Source organism: Reyranella sp. (assembly GCF_965227665.1).
Taxonomy (GTDB): domain Bacteria; phylum Pseudomonadota; class Alphaproteobacteria; order Reyranellales; family Reyranellaceae; genus Reyranella.
The window spans coordinates 438,010-456,067 of sequence record NZ_OZ245767.1; the positions used below are offsets into that span (position 1 = coordinate 438,010).

Genomic DNA, 18,058 nt, shown 5'->3' on the forward strand with positions numbered 1-18,058 from the left:
GCCACGCGAAGGCGCTGCATTGCACGTGGCCTGTAGCGCCCTAAACTTCCGTCAAAAGCGGAGGAAACAATGAAGGGCATCGGGCGACGCCGCCTCGTGGCGGCGGGCATGGCACTTGCGGCCTCGACCGCCGGGGCGAGGGCTCAGGCCTCCTATCCGGACCGGCCTATCCGCCTGGTCATCGGCTTCACGCCGGGCGGGCCCACCGACATCGCGGGGCGGCTGCTGGCGCAGCGGCTGAGCGAGATCCTCGGTCAGCAGGTCATGATCGACAACAAGCCCGGCGTGGCGGGCAACATCGCCTCGCAGATCGTGGCCGACGCCAAGCCCGACGGTTACACGCTGCTGGTCGGCACGTCGATCATGGGCATCGTGCCCGCTCTCTACGACAAGCTGCCCTACGACCCGATCAAAGGCCTGGAGGCGGTGGCCCACTTCACGACCGTTCCCATGATCGTCGTGGCGCCGGCCGGCGGCATCGGTTCGATCGAGGAGCTGGTGGTGGCGCTGCGCAAGGAGCCGGGCAAGCATTCCTATCCCTCGCCGGGCAATGGCAGCCTGATTCACATGGGCAGCCTGCTGCTCGCCCAGCGCGCCGGCGGCGACGCGCTGCACGTGCCTTACAAGGGCTCGGCGCCCGCCATGCAGGACACGCTGGCGGGCCGGCACGCCTTCCAGATCGACACGCTGGGCAGCAGCAAGGGGTTCGTCGATGCCGGACGCCTCAAGATCCTGGCCGTCTGCGACACCAGGCGGGCGGCCTCCATGCCCGACGTGCCGACGGTCCAGGAGAAGACCGGCATCGCGATCGAGGTCATCACCTGGAACCTGATCTTCGCGCCGGCCGGGACGCCCAGGCCGATCGTCGACCGGCTCAATGCCGCGATAAACCAGGCCGTCCGGACTCCAGAGATGATGGAGAAGGCCAAGGCCGTGGGCATCGATCTCGTCCAGTCGACGCCGGCGGCGTCGCAGAAATTCTACGAGGACCAGATGGCGATGTGGGCGCCGATCGTGAAGGCGTCGGGCGCCAAGGTGGAATAGGGGGGAAACGATGACGTTCACACGACGGAGCGCGCTCGCCGCGCTCGCAGCGACGGCCCTGGCGGCGCCGGCGGCCGCGCAGACCTATCCCGACAAGCCGATCCGCATGATCATCGCCTTCGCCGCCGGCGGACCGACCGACGTGGTCGGTCGCCTGCTGGCGCCGCGCGTTTCCGAAATCCTCGGGCAGCAGGTGGTGGTCGAGAACAAGCCGGGCGCCACCGGCAACATCGGCACCGCGATGGTCGCCGACGCCAAGCCCGATGGCTACACGATCCTGTTCAGCGCCTCGACCATGGCCATGGCGCCGGCGCTCTACGGCAAGCAGCTGGGCTACGACCCGGTGAACGGGCTGGCGGCGATTGCCTATGTCGCCAGCGTGCCGCTGATCCTGCTGGCGCCGATGGACGGCGCGAAGACGACGCCGGAACTCGTCGGCATGCTGCGCAAGGATCCGGGCAAGTATTCCTACGCCTCATCCGGCAATGGCGGGATGATCCATCTCGCCAGCTATCTGTTCGCGACGCGCGCCGGCGGCGATGCCCTGCACGTGCCGTACCGCGGCTCGGCGCCCGGCATGGTCGACATGATCGCCGGCCGGCACGGTTTCCAGATCGACACGCTGCAGTCGAGCAAGGGCTTCATCGACGGCGGCAAGGTGCGCGTGCTGGGCGTCGCGTCCGACAAGCGGCTGAAGCAGCTTCCCGACGTCCCGACGATCAAGGAGTCCGCAGGCTTCGATTACGCCATCAACACCTGGTACGCGGTCTATGCGCCGGCCAGGACGCCGCGCCCGATCATCGACAGGCTCAATGCCGCCTTCAACCAGGCGCTCAAGCAGCCCGACATGGTGAAGAAGGCCGACGAACTCGCCATCGAGCTGATCCAGTCGACGCCCGAGCAGGCCAAGAAGTTCTACGACGACCAGATGGCCTTCTGGGATCCCATCATCAAGCAATCCGGCGCCAAGCCGGAGTGACGATCCGTGGTAGAGAGTGGCCGGAAACGGAGAGTGTGATGATCAAATTCTATTACAACATGGCGCCCAACCCGATGAAGGTGGCGCTCTGCCTCGAAGAGATGGGCCTGCCGTACGAGCTGGTGCCGGTGGACACCCGCAAGGGCGAGCAGCATGCGCCGGAATACCTGGCGATCAATCCCAACGCCAAGGTCCCGGCCATCGTCGACGGCGGCGAGACGGTGTTCGACAGCAACGCCATCCTGCTCTACCTCGGCGAGAAGACGGGCAAGTTCATGCCGGCTCCAGGCTCGAAGGGGCGGGGCGAGATGCTGTCCTGGCTGATGTTCGTGGCGACGGGCATCGGCCCGTACTCCGGTCAGGCCGTTCACTTCCGCAACTTCGCGCCCGAGCCCAAGGAATACGCCGTCAATCGCTACACCTTCGAGGCGCAGCGTCACTGGGGCATCCTCGAGGCGCGGCTCGGCAAGCAGGCGTACATGTGCGGCGACAGCTTCACCATCGTCGACATGGCGCTGTGGGGCTGGTCGCGCCTGATCCCGTTCGTGCTGGGACCCGACGCGCCCAAGCAGTTCCCCAACCTCCAGCGTCACCTCGCCGAGATCAACGCGCGGCCGGCGGCGGTCCGTGCGCTGGCCCTCAAGGACAAGCACGCGTTCAAGGCCGAGATGGACGAGGCGGCCAAGCTCGCAATGTTCCCGCACCTCGGCAAGAAGGTCGCCTGACCCGGGCCTGACCCGGGCCTGACCCGGGATTGTCTCTCGACATCGGCACGCACCGGGCGCACATCGGTCCCATGACCGAATCGAGCGTACCGGCGCTGCCGGCCGGGTTTCGTGCGCAGCAGATCGCGACGAAAGGTGCAGACATCCACGTCTGGGTGGGCGGCAAGGGACCGGCGGTCCTGCTTCTTCACGGGTACGGCGAGACCAGCGAGATGTGGGGGCCGATGGCCGCCGCGCTGATGGACAAGCGGACGGTGATTGCACCCGATCTGCGCGGGCTTGGCCTCTCGTCCAAGCCCGACTCCGGCTACGACAAGGCAACCCAGGCGCAGGACATCCGAACGGTCCTGCAGACGCTCGGTGCGGGGCGCACCGAGATCGTGGCGCACGATATCGGCAACATGGTCGCCTACGCCTATGCCGCGCAGTATCGCAACGACGTGGCCAAGCTCGTCGTCATCGATGCGCCGCTGCCCGGCATCGGCCCGTGGGAGCAGATCCTGCGCAGCCCGCTGCTCTGGCACTTCAACTTCCGCGGCCCCGATGCCGAGAGGCTGGTCGAGGGACGCGAGCGCATCTACCTCGACCGCTTCTGGAACGAGTTCTCCGCCGATCCGGCGAAGTTCGGCGAGGCGGCGCGCGAGTTCTACGCCGCGCGCTACGCCCAGCCAGGCGGCATGCGCGCAGGCTTCGCCCAGTTCGCGGCCTTCGCCCAGGACGAGATCGACAACAAGCGCTTCGCCGAGACCAAGCTGGCCATGCCGGTGCTGGCGCTGGGCGGCGAGAAGTCGTTCGGACCGACGATGGCCGCCGTGATGCGCTTCGTCGCCAGCGACGTGACGGAAGGCATCGTGCCGAACGCCGGGCACTGGATCATGGAAGAGAATCCCGACGCGACCGTCGCCCTCGTGACGAGATTTTTCGGCGTCTGAGTCGCGGCGCCGGTCCGCCGGCTCGGCCTGGATACAGGCCGACAGGGACGTCGGGGTCTTCCAACTACATCATTCCCGGCGCGCCGAGGTCGGTGCCGTCGATCATGCGGCTGTAGCGGAACGGCGTGGGATCGACGATCGGTGGGTCGCCGGCGATGAGGTCGGCGGCCAGCCGGCCCGCGCCGGGACCGATGCCGAAGCCGTGGCCGGTATAGCCGGTCGAGAGGAAGAGGCCGGGCAGGGGATCGACGGCTGAGATCACGGGGATGCCGTCGGGTGTCGAATCGATCAGGCCGCCCCACGCGTGCGCCACCTTCAGCCCCTTCAAGGCCGGATAGTGATCGCCGAGGCGGCTCAGGCCGCGCTCGACCAGCACCGGATCGGCGGCGGGATCGAGCGTGCGCTGCCGCTCGAAGGGGGATTCCAGATCGAACGACCAGTTGGCAAACGACTCAGGCCCTTCGAGGAAGGAACGGCCGATGCCGAAGGTGAGGCCGGCGCGACGCTTCTTGAAGGTCGGCCAGAACGGGCGGGCATAGAGCAGGCCCTGCGGCGACAGTTCGACCAGACCGCGGCCGCCGAGCCCCACCGTATAGCCTCCGTCGAGGCGGCGGCGGATCGTGACGTCGGGCAGGGACAGGCCGCCGCCGGTCACCTCGGGCGCCGCCATCGTGGCGAAGGAGGTCGACCGCACGCTGGCCTGTGCGAGGCGCAGGTCGTGGCGACGGCAGAAGAGGGAGCTCCACGCACCGCCGGCCAGCAGGACGGTGCGGGTCCGGACGATGCCATGCTCGGTGATGACGCCCGCGACCTTGCCGCCTTCGATGTCGAGGCCGCGTGCGGCGCAGTTCTGGTGGAGCGTGGCGCTGTGGCTGCGGGCACCCTCGGCGATCGCCGGGCCGGCCAGCGATGGCTCGGCGCGGCCGTCGGTCGGCGAATGCACGCCGCCGATCCACTGGCCGGTGCTGCCGGGCGTGAGTTCCTTCGCCTCGGCGGCGCTCAGTACCCGGCTGTGCATCTGGTACTCGCGCGCGCGCAGGCTCCATTCCTCCCATTGCGCGAAATCGCCCGGGCGGTCGGTGACATAGGTGAGGCCGGTGCGGCGAAACCCGGTCTCGGCGCCCAGCTCGCGGGACAGCTCGCCCCAGATCTCCAGGCTCTTCATGGCGAGCGGCAGCTCGCGCAGGTCGCGATGCTGCTGGCGACACCAGCCCCAGTTCCGGCTGGTCTGCTCGCCGCCGATCACACCCTTGTCGAGCAGAGCGACTCGGTGCCCGCGTTTCGCCAGCCAATAGGCGGCGGTACTGCCCGCAATGCCGGCGCCGATGACGACGATCTCGGAGGAGGGCGGGAGTTTCTCGTCGCTGACGACGGGCTGGACGGGTGGGGACATCGGCTTCCTGCGGGCTGAACGCACTGCGGAACAGTGTATCGCACGCTTTACGCGCCGGAACCCGGCGCGGTACCTTCCGGACCCTAAAAGGAGCCCCCAATGGACCTGACGTTCGGCAAGGAAGAACTCGCCTTCCAACAGGAAGTACGCGACTGGCTGAAGGAGAACCTGACGCCCGAGATCCAGGGCGAGATCAAGGTCGGCCGAAACGCCTACATGCCGAAGGAGCGGCTGGTCGATTGGCAGAAGCGGCTGGCCAAGAAGGGCTGGCTCTGCACCGGCTGGCCCAAGGAATTCGGCGGCCCGGGCTTCACGACGACCCAGAAGTACATCTTCGAGATGGAGATGGCGAAGGCGGGCGCGCCCGGCACCTCGCCGTTCGGCCCCAAGATGTGCGCGCCCGTGATCATGAAGTACGGCTCGGCCGAGCAGAAGGCGCGCCACCTGCCGCCGATGCTGAACTCCGACCTGATCTGGTGCCAGGGCTATTCCGAGCCGGGCTCGGGCTCCGACCTCGCCTCGCTCCGCACCAAGGCCGTGCGTGAGGGCGATTTCTACATCGTCAACGGCCAGAAGACCTGGACGACGCTGGCGCAGACCGCCGACTGGATCTTCTGCCTGGTGCGCACCTCGAACGAGGGCAAGCCGCAGGAGGGCATCTCGTTCCTCCTGATCGACATGAAGACGCCCGGCATCTCGGTCGAGCCGATCATCACCGCCGACGGCAACCGCGCCGGCACGCAGGAGGTCAACTCGGTCTTCTTCACCGACGTGAAGGTGCCGGTCGAGAATCGCGTGGGCGAGGAGAACAAGGGCTGGACCTACGCCAAGTACCTGCTGGAGTTCGAGCGCGGCGGCAATCCCTACAGCCCGCGCCTGCGCTCGGGCTTCGAGCGGCTGAAGCGGCTGGCGCAGTCGATGCCGGAAGGCGACGATTCGATCATGGCCGACTCCGCCTGGCGCGAGAAGCTGGCGCGCATGGACATCGAGATCTCCGGCCTCGAGATGTTCGAGCAGGAGTTCTATTCCAAGCTCGCGTCGGGCCAGAATCCGGGCCCGCTCTCGTCGATGATCAAGCTGCGCGGCACCGAGGTGATGCAGCGGGTTCAGGAATACGCCGTGGAGGCGGCCGGCTACTACGCCCAGCCTTTCCCCGAGCAGCGCGCCTGGAACGCCAATGTCGAGCCGATCGGCCCCGAGGGCGCCGACGTGCTGGCGCCGCGCTACTTCAACGGCCGCAAGATGACGATCTACGGCGGCTCGTCGGAAGTGCAGCGCGGGATCATGTCGAAAGTGATGCTCGGCCTTTAAAACAGTGTCGTCCTGAGCGAAGCGAAGGACCTCACGGAACGAACACAGTACCCTGTCGAAGCGTTAGATCCTTCGCTTCGCTCAGGATGACAAGATAGGGCAAGGAAATGCGTTTAGCCTTCAGCGAACAGGAACTGGCCTTCCAGCAGGAAGTGCGCGAGTGGATCGCGGCCAACATGCCGCCGGAAGTGGCCGAGGAAAGCCGCCGCAGCCGCACCAGCCACGTCTCCAAGGAGCGCCTGGTCCAGTGGCAGAAGAAGCTGGCGAGCAAGGGCTGGCTCTGCCCCAACTGGCCCAAGGAATATGGCGGGCCGGGCTGGACCTCGACGCAGAAGTTCATCTTCGAGATGGAGATGGCGCGCGCCGACTCGCCCTATCTTTCGTCTTTCAGCATCAAGATGGTGGCGCCGGTCCTGATGAAGTTCGGCAGCGAGGCGCAGAAGAAGCGCTTCCTGCCCAAGATCGCCGCCGCCGAGGAGCTGTGGTGCCAGGGCTATTCCGAGCCGGGGTCCGGCTCCGACCTTGCGTCGCTCCGCACCAAGGCCGAGCGGCAGGGCGACCACTATGTCGTGAACGGCCAGAAGATCTGGACCACCAACGCCCACTTCGCCGACTGGATCTTCTGCCTCGTCCGCACCTCTAACGAAGGCAAGCGCCAGGAGGGCATCTCGTTCCTGCTGATCGACATGAAGACGCCGGGCATCACGCTCGATCCGATCTACATGGTCGACGGTACGCGCACGCCGATGCGGCATGAGATCAACCAGGTGTTCTTCAGCGACGTGAAGGTGCCGGTCGAGAACCTGGTCGGCGAGGAGAACAAGGGCTGGACCTACGCCAAGTACCTGCTCGAATTCGAGCGCGGCGGCCAGGCCTTCGGCCCGCGCCTGCGCAAGGCCTTCCGCCATCTGCAGACCCTGTCGAAGACCCAGATGACCGGTGGCGAGCCGCTGTCGGCCAATCCGAACTGGCGCGAGAAGATGGCTGCGCTCGAGATGGAGATCGATGCCGTCGAGATGAACGAGCTGATGTTCTATTCGAGCCTCAAGACCGGCGACGCGCCGGGCAACATGGGCTCGGTCGTGAAGATGCGCGGCACCGAGGTCGGCCAGAAGGTCACCGAGCTCGCGGTCGAGGCGGTCGGCTGGTACGGCACGCCGTTCACCGAGCTGCGCAACTACGACAGCAACATCGTGCCGGTGGGCGGCGAGTATGTCGACGACGTCTCGCCGCGCTACTTCAACACCCGCAAGACGACCATCTACGGCGGCTCGTCGGAAGTGCAGCGCAACGTGCTGGCCAAGGCGATGCTCGGCCTCTGAGTCGAGCCTCGCGTGAGCAGGCCGAAGAAGGCGATCTTCTACGCGATCCTGGCGGCCATCGTCCTGGTCGCGCTGGAGATCGGCGCCTCGGCCTTCCTCTACGCCGTCAACAAGGACAGGATCGCCGCTCTGCCGGGGGCGCCCTCGGAGCCCGCGATCCTGCTGGCGCTGCGCACCGGCTTGAGCTGGTTGCTGCCGGGATCGTTTCCCGATCCGGCGAGCTACCGGCGCATGACGCGCCTGCCGGCGGGCTTCTTCGCCGAGGATGCCGAGCAGGGATATCGCGCCAACCCCGGGCGATACATCTTCCGCTACAGCGGGATGCGGCAGGGAAAGGTCGAGCATCTCGACGCCGTGGTGACGATCAATCCGGACGGAACGAGGCTCACCGGCAAAATGCCCGCCGACGCGGCCCGCCGGATCTTCGTGCTGGGCGATTCCTATGTGTTCGGCGACGGCGTCAACGACCAGCAGACCTTCGCCTTCCTGCTGCAGACGGAATTTCCCGGCGCCTCCGTGCAGCTCCATGCGCTGGCCGGCTACTCCTGGGCCAATGCGCTGGTCACGATGCAGCGCATCAAGGACCGGATTCGTCCCGGTGACGTCGTCATCCTGGGCTATGCCCAATACTACAAGGAACGCCACGTCGCCGCGCCCGCACGGCTGCGCAGCATCCGCGACTGGATGGCCTCGACCTTTCCCGAGGTCGAACTCGACCCGAAGGACAGGGTGATCCGCGCCCGGCTCGACACGAGCAATCGCCTGGCCCTCGACACGATCCCGATGCATTGCAAGTTCGATCCGGCCTATTGCGCCGGCCCGGAGCCCGCGCCGGACTATGTGGACAGGGTGTCGAGCGAACTCCTGCGGGCGATTGCAGCGAGCACGCCTGAGAAGATCCATCTCCTGCACATGTTCGGCGCGAAGAACGATCCGGTGCTGCGGAACCTGCCAGCCAATGTCGAGATCGTTGCCGCGACTCCGCAGGACTTCAGCTACGTCATGCAGGACAACATCATGGGCCTCGACGATCATGGCGGGCCCTATTGGCACTACGCCATGTACTCGAAGCTGAGGCCGGTCATCATCGCCGCACGGCAATGACTCCTTCGCTGCGCGCCCGGACTTCCGGTGTCGCCAGGCAGGACGCCAGCGCCTCGTAGCCCGGCGCGCCGGGATAGGGCGCGACGCGGAACGGCGGCGCGTGGTTGGCCGGGCAGAAGAGCACCGTCTCGTCGGGACCCAGCGCGTCGAGATCGAGGATCGAACTGGAGCGCGTCATCACGAACAGCGGCGGCACGCCGGGAGTACGGCGACGCAGATGGGCGATCAGCGCTTCCTGCGTGGCCCTGTCGAGGCCTTGTTCGATGAGGTCGACGACGACTGGCTGGGACGCTTCGAGGGCGCAGAGAAGCGCCCTGAGGGCCGCCGTGTCGGTCGCGCCGTCCTGCACGAGCAGGCCGACTGTGGCCTCGATCTTCAGCTGCAGCGACGGATCGGCGGCCCGGTCGAGAGCCAGGAAGACACCGCCGATCTGTTCGGCGATCCGCATCGCCAGCCGCGTCTTGCCGCTGCCCAGGGGGCCGGTGATGTAGGTGAGGGGGCGGATGTCGCGCAGTTCGAAAGTCTCACCGCCCCACGGCCACGGCAGCGCGAACGCGACGTGGAGCCCTGGCTTGAGGACAAGCATGCGGGCGAGGTCGGAAGTCGTAGGCGCGCCGCCGTGGGCGAGGTCGCCACGCAGCGCCCGCACGCCGTCGATGGCCTCGACCAGCTCGCGCAGGCGGCCTTCGAGTGAGGCCTGGTGAGCGGCCAAAGCCGGCTCGAGGCCGCTTGCATCGCCCTTCAGGATGCGCGCCACCTGCGCGAGGCTGAAGCCCAGTGCCCGCAGGGCGACGATCTCCGAAGCGCGCTCCAGATCCTCCGGCCGGTAGGCCCGCCATCCTGCGTTGGAGCGTATCGGGGCGAGCAGGCCGCGCTCTTCGTAAAGGCGGAGCGCCTTGGTGGAAATGCCGAGACGCCGGGCGGCGTCGGATGCGTTCAGGAATTGGCTCACGATCGACCTCGTCTGATGTTGACCGTTCGCCTTATGAGGGCGGACCCTGGGGCCGGGTCAATACGCTTTTCGAGGCGCAGTCATTCCTTCGTCACCGCAGGACGGCGTAGTCTCGGTGTCGGATGACGGAGGAAGCGCATGGACTACCGCAATCTCGGCCGTGCCGGCCTGAAAGTCTCGGAGATCTGCCTCGGCACCATGACCTTCGGCAACGGCGCCGACCAGGAGGGCGCCACGACGATGGTAAACGCCGCGCTGGATGCTGGCGTCACGTTCTTCGATACCGCCAATTCCTATGTCGGCGGCACGTCGGAGACGATGCTGGGCGTGGCGCTGAAGGGCCGGCGCGCGGACGCCGTCATCGCCTCCAAGTTCTTCAATCCGATGGGTGGCCGCCCCAACGATTCGGGCATGTCGCGGCTGCACATCAAGCAGCAGATCGAAGGCTCGCTGAAGCGCCTGCAGACCGACTACATCGACATCTATTACATCCATCACGTCGACCATCAGACGCCGCTCGAGGAGATGCTGCGCGCTCTCGACGATCTCGTGCGCGACGGCAAGATCCTCTACACGGCCTGTTCGAACTTCGAGGCCTGGCGCCTGATGGAGGCGCTCTGGATCAGCGACACCAGGGGCTGGGAGCGCTTCGCCGCCTACCAGCCGCAATACAGCCTCGTGGTGCGCGACATCGACGAGGAGATCGTGCCGGCGCTCCAGCTCAAGGGGCTGGGCTGCGTGGCCTGGTCGCCGCTCGGTAGCGGATATCTCGCGGGCAAATACACGCCGGGCAATCTGAAGGTCCAGGGCAGCCGCTCCGCCGAGGGCTGGGGCTTCCAGAGCAGGTTCTTCGCGCCCAACCACGGCGAGATCCTGCAGACGCTGCTCGACACCGCGAAGGAACTCGGCAAGCCGCCGGCCGAGGTGGCGCTGCGCTGGGTGATGGATCAGCCCTTCATGACCAGCGCGATCGTCGGCGCCCGCAACGGGGAGCAACTGCGCGAGACACTGAAGGCGGGCGGCTGGCGCCTGCCAGCGGAGGCGCTGGAAAAGCTGAACGAGGTCTCGGCGCAGCCGCACAAATACCCGCGTGCCTTCGAGGATCCCATGCCGGCGCGGCGGGCGGGTGCGTTGAGAATGCCGGGCCAAAAAGCGGTCTGATAGAGCCGCTGTTGCAGGGCCATCGGTCGCTAGCGCTCGCGCGAGTCTCCGCAGCGGCAGAGGCGGCCGTCGGAGGTGCCATGGATCGGGGCTCGATCCATGCCGACTGTCTATCGGTCAGTCGCGTTCCGGCTCGACGCGTGACGGATCGTCGATGTCGAGGCGGACATACTCGCTCTTGCCCGGCGTGATGGTCATCAGCGTGATCCCGTCGGGATAGTGGAAGCGGTGCCAGATTCCGGCCGGCACGATCGCCATCTTGCCCTGATCGACCTCGATGGATCGCGTGCCGCTCTCTTCGAAGAGCTGCAGAGTGGCGCTCCCTTCGAGGATGTAGACGAGTTCGTCGCCATCGGGATGACGCTCCCAGGCGCCGCGGCCGGCAGACTTGTTGGCGAAGATCGTCGCGTCGCGATAGGCGGCGAGTTTTGTCGACGAGCCCTTGCGTTCGGCCGGCGTGGAAGCGGGCGTGCGACCTTCGAAGCGCTTGAGCTTCGCGAGTTCCGCCGCGACGTCGATCAATACCAAGGTGTTTTCTCCTGCAATTGTTCTCGTGGGCTACAGAAGCGCGACATCGTTGTGGTTTCGTGACGTTCTCGATCCGCTGGCCCGTCATGCTTGTCGCGTTGCAGGAGGCACGTTAAGCCAAAGGCGGCGGGGGTGATCGCAACTCTGTTCGAGAGGCAGGAGCCTGATGGAAATCGTCTTTCTGGGTGTAACAGTTGCCGCTGCCGGGGCCGCCGCCGGCATCGTGGCGTTGCTGACGAGGAACCGGCCGAGCAGGAACCGCTCGCTGCTGGCGGCCCTTGCGGCGGTGATCGTGGGAGGCGCCGCCATCGCTGCGCGCCCGGCCATCGAGCTGCACTACTTCAACACCGACGAAGACTATGCCTGGTCGCAGATCCGCACCGAGATCCTGAAGCACTATCCGCCCGTCGCCGACATGTTCGCGCTCGACGCCACCATCGAGCCGGATCTGCGCAGGCACCTCGTCCCTGTCTTTCGCGCGCATCGCGCGAACACGGGCGATCCCTCGACCCTGCAGGATGTCGCCAAGGCGACCATGGCGGTCTTCCGCTCCAAGATCGTGCCGGTCGCCGTGAAAGGCACCGACGAGGCGATCGTCGCCTGGGGCGACAAGACGGTACCCACGCTGCAGGCCTTCAAGAACGTCTCTCCCGACGCCTGCGCCGACTATGCGATAGACGGCATCAATCGGGTCTCGAACAACCCCACGCTCGATGCCGCGCTCTCCGACGGCCAGCGCGCCGTCATCGCGGCGTACAGGTCGAGCAAGCCGGACAACAAGATGCCGACGGAGGAAGAGCTGGGCGCGGCCTACGAGCAGGCGCGCACCCTGGCGGAGCCACCGTTCGGCGAAGCCGACCTGCGCGCCTTTCAGGATCTGAAGAACCAGCCGAAGGCCCGCCAGTGCGATATGATGCTGCGGCTGTTCGCGGCCATCGACCGCCTGCCGGTGAAACAGAAGGCCGCGATCTACCGCTCGATCATGGCGGAGAGCTGAAGGCGAGCTACTCGATCGCGACCAGCCGCCCGTCGCGCACCTGGCAGAGGCCGCGATCCGACGTCGAGGGCCGGCCGGCAAGCGTCAGCATGTCGGGCACGTAGATCGGTCGGTTGTTGCCGAAGCCGGCGGTCGCGACGAGGCGGGCCTGCTTGCCGGCCTCGGCCTGCGAGTAGACGACCGTGACGCCGTGGATCAGGGCGAATTCGTCCGGCCAGGCGAGGCGTAGCACGGTGACGGGGCGGCCGCGTTCGTCGCGAGCCGTCCAGCGCTCGACCTTCGGCGGCGCGCTGGGCTTGCCGACGCCGCGATGGACGGTGCCGTCGAGCGTGATGCCGGTCTGGGTCATCTGGCCGAGCGGCAGCATGGTGTTGATCTCCTCGCCATTCTGGCCGACCCAGATTTCCAGATGCGGCAGATGGATCCACGAGCCGCCCGAGGGGGCGGAGGCGGGGACAGGATCGAACACCTGCACGATCAGCGTGTTGCTCCCGACGCCTATCGTCCGGATCTCGGCCGTCTGCTCAGACGCCGCGGGCTTGCCCCAGACGATGAACCCGTTCTCGCCGGCCGTCGTCATGCCCGGCACACAATTGCCGAGCGCGGTCCCCGTTGGAATCGCCGTCTTGCCCGGCAGGCCGGGCGCCACCACCGGATAGGCGCCGACCGTGTCCGCATCGATGCGCGCCGCGAAGGTCTGCGGCGCCTTGGGCCAGGACGGACAGCCCATGCCAAGATCACGCCGGGTGCTGTCCTTGGCCAGCGCCCGCACGAGGCGCGTGCGGTAGTCGATGTCGGTCAGCGTGCCGCTCTGCTCCGAGACATTGTGGTAGCTGCAGTCCTGTTCGGTTACGGCGCGGAAGGGTACCAGCGAATAGGTGACGTCCATCGACCAGCGCCACGACGAGCCGCCATACTGGTGATGGACGAGGCGGTTGGGGCCGACCTCGACGTCGTCCTCGCCGACACCGGCCATACCGTAGCCGTCATTGCAGAGCTGGAGGACCTGCTTAGGCGCCGCCGTGCCGTCCAGCAGCCAGTATTCGACGCCGCCATCGCGCGCGTTGCCGTTGATGCAGCCGTCGTCCTGGTCCTTGGGCTTGTCGGCAAGGCCGAGGTGAACTTCGACGACCGCGAGCGGCGCGCCGGCGGGCGACCTGCCGGCCTCATATGTCTTGGCGACCGTGCAGCTCGTGCGGGGACCACAGATCGCCGCCGTCTGTGCGGCATCCGGAGCCGCAAGGACCGCGACGGGCAGCAGCAGGAATCCGGCTGCGAGGAGAAGGGACTTCATGGCGGTCAGCCGGCCAGCACGGTCTCACCGACGATCTGGGTCCGGTGCATCAGCCGGCGCAGGCTCTCGTCGAAGGCATCGCGGCGGTGCATGACGCAGCGATTGTCCCACATCACCAGATCGCCGGCGCGCCACTTCTGGTACCAGGCGAACTTCTCCTGCGTGGCATGCGCCCAGATCGCGTCGAGCAGTTCCTCGCTCTCCTCGACCTCGAGACCGTGGACGTAGGCGCCCGGCCGGCGGCCGAGGAAAAGTGCCTTGCGCCCCGTCACGGGATGCAGGCGGACGAGGGGATGGACCGCACCCGGAGTCTGGCGCACGTCGAGGGTGCGCTGGAACCCCTTGCGCAGTTCGCCGGCCGAGTTTCGGCTGGAATCGTGGATGCAGGTCTTGCCCTCGATCGCGCGCTTCAGGTCGGGCGTCAGGGTTTCGTAGGCCGCATACATGTTGAGGAAGCCCGTGTTTCCACCGTCGGCGGGCACTTCCAGCGCGTAGAGCAGCGACGCCCGCGGCGGCAGTGCGTTGTAGGACATGTCGGTGTGCCAGACGAGTTCGTAGTTGCCGAGGCTGCCGACCGCCTTGCCGTCCTTCTTCACGCTGGCGATCACCGCCACCCATTCGCGGGCCTCGTCGATCACGTCCGAATCGGCGCGGTCGAGGCTGGCGGCGGCGACCGGAACGCGGTCGAGTTCACCGAAGCGGGCGCTGAACTGCATCAGCATGCGGTCGTCGAGCTTCTGGCCCGAGAAGCGCAGCACCAGGTGCTCGCCCCAGGCATCGGCAATACGGGCAAAGACCTCGTCGCTGACCGGCCTCGAGAGGTCGATGCCGTGCACGTCGGCGGCGAGGGCCGCGCCGGTCGGCTGAATCCAAAGGTCGGTCATCGGGTAGGCTCCTTCATCCATGCATGGTGAGACCACCGGAGACGCTGATCGTCTGACCGGTGATGAAGCTCGCATCGTCGCTTGCCAGGAAACAGACGGCGCCCGGAATGTCCTCGGGTTGGCCGACCCTTTTCATCGGAATGGCACTGACGAGGGCTGCGCGCACCTTCTGGCCGCGCTCGTCGTCGCCGGCGACGGCGGCGAGCAGCGGCGTGTCGGTGGGACCGGGGCAGACCGCGTTCAGGGTGACACCCTTGCGCGCGACCTCGCGCGCCACGGTCTTGGTGAAGGCGATGATGCCGCCCTTGCAGGCGGAGTAGACGGCTTCCTGGGAGGAGCCGACGCGGCCCGCGTCCGAGGCGATGTTGACGATACGGCCGCTGCCGCGCGCCACCATGCCCTTCAGGACGACGTGGCTCATGTTGAGCGGTCCGCGCAGGTTGATGGCGATCAGCTGGTCCCACAGCTCGGGCGTTGTATCGATGAAATTGGCGAAGCGGTCCCAGCCGGCATTGTTGACGAGGATGTCGGTCGGGCCGGCGGCACGCTCGAAGTCGGCGATCGCTGCGCCGACCGCCTCGTAGTCGGCAATGTCGACGCCCGAGGCGTATCCCTCGATCTCGGCGGCGACCTGCTTCGCGCCGTCGAGGTTCTTGTCGAACACCCCGACCCGCGCGCCATAGCCCGCGAAGCGCCGGCAGATCGCGCTGCCGATCGCGCCGGCACCGCCCGTGACGATGACGTTCTTTCCGTCCAGTCCGCGCATCGCTTTCCCCTGAGTCCAGTCGTTCAATCAGAAAACGGTGTCATCCCGAGCGCAGCGAGGGACCTTTGTCTTCGACCGTCGAAAGGTCCCTCGCTGCGCTCGGGATGACAATGGTGCTGGGCCGCAGCACCGAACTTAGATCGGCGAATACGGATCGAACTTCGGCTTGCGCTTCTCCAGGTGCGAGGCGAGGCCTTCCTTCACGTCCGGGCCCAGGAAGCCCAGCATTTCGAGACCGAGCGAGGTGTCGAAGGTCGGGCCCATCATGCGCAGCCAGTTGTTCAGCGCGTACTTGGTGAAGCGGATCGAGGTCTGGGCGCCCTCGGCCAGCTTGGTCGCGACCTCGAGCCCCTTCGCCTCGAGCTGGTCGTCCTCGACGCAGAGCGACACCAGGCCGATGCGCTCGGCTTCCTCGCCATCGACGGCCTCGCACAGCAGCAGGTAGTACTTGGCCTTGGCCATGCCGCAGAGCAGGGGCCAGACGATGCAGGCATGGTCACCGGCGGCGACGCCGAGGCGGGTATGACCGTCGATGATCTTGGCCTTCTTCGAGGCGATCGAGACGTCGGCCAGGATGCCGGCGACGAGGCCGGCGCCGACCGCCGGTCCGCGCATCGTGCTGACGATCGGCTTGGAGCAATTGATGACGTTGTAGACGATGTCGCGCGCTTCCTTCCAGGTACGCAGCAGCGCGTTGTGGTCCCGGATGTTGTTCTCGATGATGTCGAAGTCGCCGCCGGCCGAGAACACCTTGCCGCCGGCGCCCTGGATGATCACGCAGTTGACCGTGTCGTCGCCGTCGATGTCGCGCCACACGTCGACCAGCTCGCGATGCATGATCGCGTCCGTCGCATTGTACTTTTCGGGACGGTTCATCGTGACCCGCAGCACCTTGGGGTGCGGGCGATCGAACAGCAGGCGCTGATAGCGATTTTGCCAGTCGGACATTGGTTTCCTCCGTTGCCCGCGAGGTTAGCACCGCTCGCGCGGATCGTGGAATGGCATGCTGATTGCGTTCGTAGTGAAGGGTGAAGTGGGAACGAACGGAGGATCGGACATGGGTGCCATGAAGTGGGCAATCGGGGTGGCGGCGACCGCATTGATGTCGTTTTCGGTGCAGACGCCGGCACAGGCCCAGACGATCCGTGCGGTCATGCACGCCGACATCAAGATCATCGATCCGATCTGGACCTCGGCCTACAACGTCCGCAACTACGGCTACATGGTCTACGACACCCTGTTGGCGATGGACGAGAATCTCGTCGTCAGGCCGCAGATGCTCGAAGGCTGGAAAATCAGCGACGACAAGCTCACCTACACCTTCACCTTGCGCGACGGGCTGAAGTTCCATGACGGCGCGCCGGTGACCTCGGCCGACTGCATCGCCTCGCTGCAGCGCTGGGCGCCCAAGGACGCGATGGGGCAGAAGCTCTTCTCGCTGGTCAAGGAGCTGAAGCCGGTCGACGACAAGAGCTTCACCATGGTCCTGAGCGAGCCCTACGGGCTGGTGCTGGAATCGCTGGGCAAGCCCAGCTCCACCGTGCCGTTCATCATGCCCAAGCGGGTCGCCGACACGCCCAACAACGTGCAGATCAGCGATCCCACCGGCTCGGGCCCGTTCGTCTTCCGCAAGGATCTGTGGCGACCGGGCGAGAAGACGGTCTACGACAAGTTCAAGGACTACAAGCCGCGCAGCGAGCCGGCCTCCGGTCTGGCCGGCGGCAAGGTGGTCAATGTCGACCGTGTCGAATGGCTCAACATCACCGATGCCCAGACCGCGGTGAACGCGCTGCTGAACGGCGAGATCGACTATATCGACCAGCCCGAGATCGAGCTTCTGCCGCTGCTCGCCAAGGACAAGAACATCGTCATCGGCAACTACAACAAGCTCGGAGGCCAGATGAACCTCCGTTTCAACACCCTGCACAAGCCATTCGACAATGCGAAGATCCGCCAGGCTGCGCTCTATGCGCTGAACCAGAAGGACTTCCTGATCGCGGGCTTCGGCGACGAGAAGTACTACAAGGAGTGCAAGGCGCTGTTCATCTGCGGTACGCCGTTCGCCACCGACAAGGGCTTCGAGGACAAGCTGAATTCCGATTTCGCCAGGTCGAAGGAGATCCTGAAGCAGGAAGGCTATGACGGCACGCCCGTCGTGCTGCTGTTCGCCACGGACACCCAGACCGGTCGGCTGTCGCCGATCGTGAAGTCGCTGCTGGAACGGGGCGGCTTCACCGTCGATATGCAGGCGATGGACTGGCAGACCGTGCTGTCGCGGCGCACCCGCAAGGAGGCGCCGGACAAGGGCGGTTGGCACGCCTTCATCACCACCTGGGTGTCGGCCGACCTGCTCGATCCCATCATGATGTCGTACATTGCGGCCACCTGCGAGAAGGCCAATGTCGGCTGGCCGTGCGATCCGCAGATTGAGAAGCTGCGCGATGCCTTCTCCCGCGCGACCACCGAGGCCGAGCGCAAGGAACTGGCGATCGCCATCCAGGTGCGCGCCTCGGAATATCCGATGTATGCCAATCTCGGCCAGTACATCATGCCCGTCGCGATGCGCACCACGATCACCGACCAGCTCAGCGGACCGGTGCCGATGTTCTGGAACATGAAGAAGAAGCAGTAGGGCGGACACCGCCGAGAGATGCCAGGAGGAAACG

Annotated in this window: 17 protein-coding genes; 10 read left to right on the top strand and 7 right to left on the bottom strand. The window is 66.4% G+C overall.

The window, feature by feature from the left end; all coding sequences use genetic code 11:
- Window positions 1–69 precede the first annotated feature (69 nt).
- The 4 genes from ACO07I_RS02155 to ACO07I_RS02170 all read left to right on the top strand — a co-directional run bounded on the left by ACO07I_RS02155 (window position 70) and on the right by ACO07I_RS02170 (window position 3,680).
- Window positions 70–1,044: a Bug family tripartite tricarboxylate transporter substrate binding protein gene (locus ACO07I_RS02155; RefSeq protein WP_422013847.1), complete on the top strand. Its 975-nt coding sequence runs from the start codon at window positions 70–72 to the stop codon at window positions 1,042–1,044.
- Window positions 1,045–1,054: 10 nt separating this feature from the next.
- The gene (locus tag ACO07I_RS02160; RefSeq protein WP_422013849.1) at window positions 1,055–2,023 is read left to right on the top strand and encodes a Bug family tripartite tricarboxylate transporter substrate binding protein; all 969 of its coding nucleotides are present in this window, start codon (window positions 1,055–1,057) and stop codon (window positions 2,021–2,023) included.
- A 38-nt stretch (window positions 2,024–2,061) separates the two neighbouring features.
- Entirely contained in the window at window positions 2,062–2,748 is a 687-nt protein-coding gene (locus ACO07I_RS02165) for a glutathione S-transferase family protein (RefSeq protein WP_422013851.1), read from the top strand.
- Between the two features lie 71 nt (window positions 2,749–2,819).
- A complete protein-coding gene (locus ACO07I_RS02170; RefSeq protein WP_422013853.1) occupies window positions 2,820–3,680 on the top strand; it encodes an alpha/beta fold hydrolase in 861 nt (286 codons plus the stop codon).
- 64 nt (window positions 3,681–3,744) lie between these two features.
- On the opposite strand, the gene ACO07I_RS02175 is transcribed toward ACO07I_RS02170, so the two are convergent.
- Complete coding sequence (locus tag ACO07I_RS02175; protein ID WP_422013855.1) at window positions 3,745–5,073, bottom strand: NAD(P)/FAD-dependent oxidoreductase; 1,329 nt, start codon at window positions 5,071–5,073, stop codon at window positions 3,745–3,747.
- 99 nt (window positions 5,074–5,172) lie between these two features.
- On the opposite strand from ACO07I_RS02175, the gene ACO07I_RS02180 reads away from it, so the two are divergent.
- The 3 genes from ACO07I_RS02180 (at window position 5,173) to ACO07I_RS02190 (ending at window position 8,810) form a co-directional block, all read left to right on the top strand.
- The gene (locus tag ACO07I_RS02180; protein WP_422013857.1) at window positions 5,173–6,384 is read left to right on the top strand and encodes an acyl-CoA dehydrogenase family protein; all 1,212 of its coding nucleotides are present in this window, start codon (window positions 5,173–5,175) and stop codon (window positions 6,382–6,384) included.
- Window positions 6,385–6,491: 107 nt separating this feature from the next.
- Window positions 6,492–7,706: an acyl-CoA dehydrogenase family protein gene (locus ACO07I_RS02185; RefSeq protein ID WP_422013859.1), complete on the top strand. Its 1,215-nt coding sequence runs from the start codon at window positions 6,492–6,494 to the stop codon at window positions 7,704–7,706.
- A 12-nt stretch (window positions 7,707–7,718) separates the two neighbouring features.
- Window positions 7,719–8,810 carry a hypothetical protein gene (locus ACO07I_RS02190; protein WP_422013861.1) on the top strand — a complete coding sequence of 364 codons (1,092 nt, stop codon included), beginning with the start codon at window positions 7,719–7,721 and terminating at the stop codon, window positions 8,808–8,810.
- Here ACO07I_RS02190 and ACO07I_RS02195 read toward each other — a convergent pair.
- Window positions 8,791–9,762, bottom strand: a complete 972-nt coding sequence (locus ACO07I_RS02195) for a MerR family transcriptional regulator (RefSeq protein ID WP_422013863.1) — start codon at window positions 9,760–9,762, stop codon at window positions 8,791–8,793. The genes ACO07I_RS02190 and ACO07I_RS02195 overlap by 20 nt on opposite strands.
- Before the next feature lie 138 nt (window positions 9,763–9,900).
- Between ACO07I_RS02195 and ACO07I_RS02200 the strand changes: the two genes are divergently transcribed.
- Window positions 9,901–10,923, top strand: a complete 1,023-nt coding sequence (locus ACO07I_RS02200) for an aldo/keto reductase (RefSeq protein WP_422013865.1) — start codon at window positions 9,901–9,903, stop codon at window positions 10,921–10,923.
- A 117-nt stretch (window positions 10,924–11,040) separates the two neighbouring features.
- On the opposite strand, the gene ACO07I_RS02205 is transcribed toward ACO07I_RS02200, so the two are convergent.
- Entirely contained in the window at window positions 11,041–11,451 is a 411-nt protein-coding gene (locus ACO07I_RS02205) for a cupin domain-containing protein (protein WP_422013867.1), read from the bottom strand.
- Between the two features lie 166 nt (window positions 11,452–11,617).
- Here ACO07I_RS02205 and ACO07I_RS02210 point away from each other — a divergent pair, with 166 nt between their 5' ends.
- Window positions 11,618–12,448: a hypothetical protein gene (locus tag ACO07I_RS02210; RefSeq protein ID WP_422013869.1), complete on the top strand. Its 831-nt coding sequence runs from the start codon at window positions 11,618–11,620 to the stop codon at window positions 12,446–12,448.
- Between the two features lie 7 nt (window positions 12,449–12,455).
- Here ACO07I_RS02210 and ACO07I_RS02215 read toward each other — a convergent pair whose 3' ends face one another.
- The 4 genes from ACO07I_RS02215 to ACO07I_RS02230 all read right to left on the bottom strand — a co-directional run bounded on the left by ACO07I_RS02215 (window position 12,456) and on the right by ACO07I_RS02230 (window position 16,340).
- Window positions 12,456–13,742, bottom strand: coding sequence for a hypothetical protein (locus ACO07I_RS02215; protein WP_422013871.1), 1,287 nt, complete (start codon window positions 13,740–13,742; stop codon window positions 12,456–12,458).
- A 5-nt stretch (window positions 13,743–13,747) separates the two neighbouring features.
- The gene (locus ACO07I_RS02220) at window positions 13,748–14,626 is read right to left on the bottom strand and encodes a TauD/TfdA dioxygenase family protein (protein ID WP_422013873.1); all 879 of its coding nucleotides are present in this window, start codon (window positions 14,624–14,626) and stop codon (window positions 13,748–13,750) included.
- A gap of 13 nt (window positions 14,627–14,639) precedes the next feature.
- Complete coding sequence (locus tag ACO07I_RS02225; protein ID WP_422013875.1) at window positions 14,640–15,392, bottom strand: SDR family oxidoreductase; 753 nt, start codon at window positions 15,390–15,392, stop codon at window positions 14,640–14,642.
- 135 nt (window positions 15,393–15,527) lie between these two features.
- On the bottom strand, window positions 15,528–16,340 hold the full coding sequence (locus ACO07I_RS02230) for an enoyl-CoA hydratase/isomerase family protein (protein WP_298319022.1): 813 nt from the start codon (window positions 16,338–16,340) through the stop codon (window positions 15,528–15,530).
- Window positions 16,341–16,449: 109 nt separating this feature from the next.
- Between ACO07I_RS02230 and ACO07I_RS02235 the strand changes: the two genes are divergently transcribed.
- Entirely contained in the window at window positions 16,450–18,024 is a 1,575-nt protein-coding gene (locus ACO07I_RS02235) for an ABC transporter substrate-binding protein (RefSeq protein WP_422013877.1), read from the top strand.
- Window positions 18,025–18,058 lie beyond the last annotated feature (34 nt).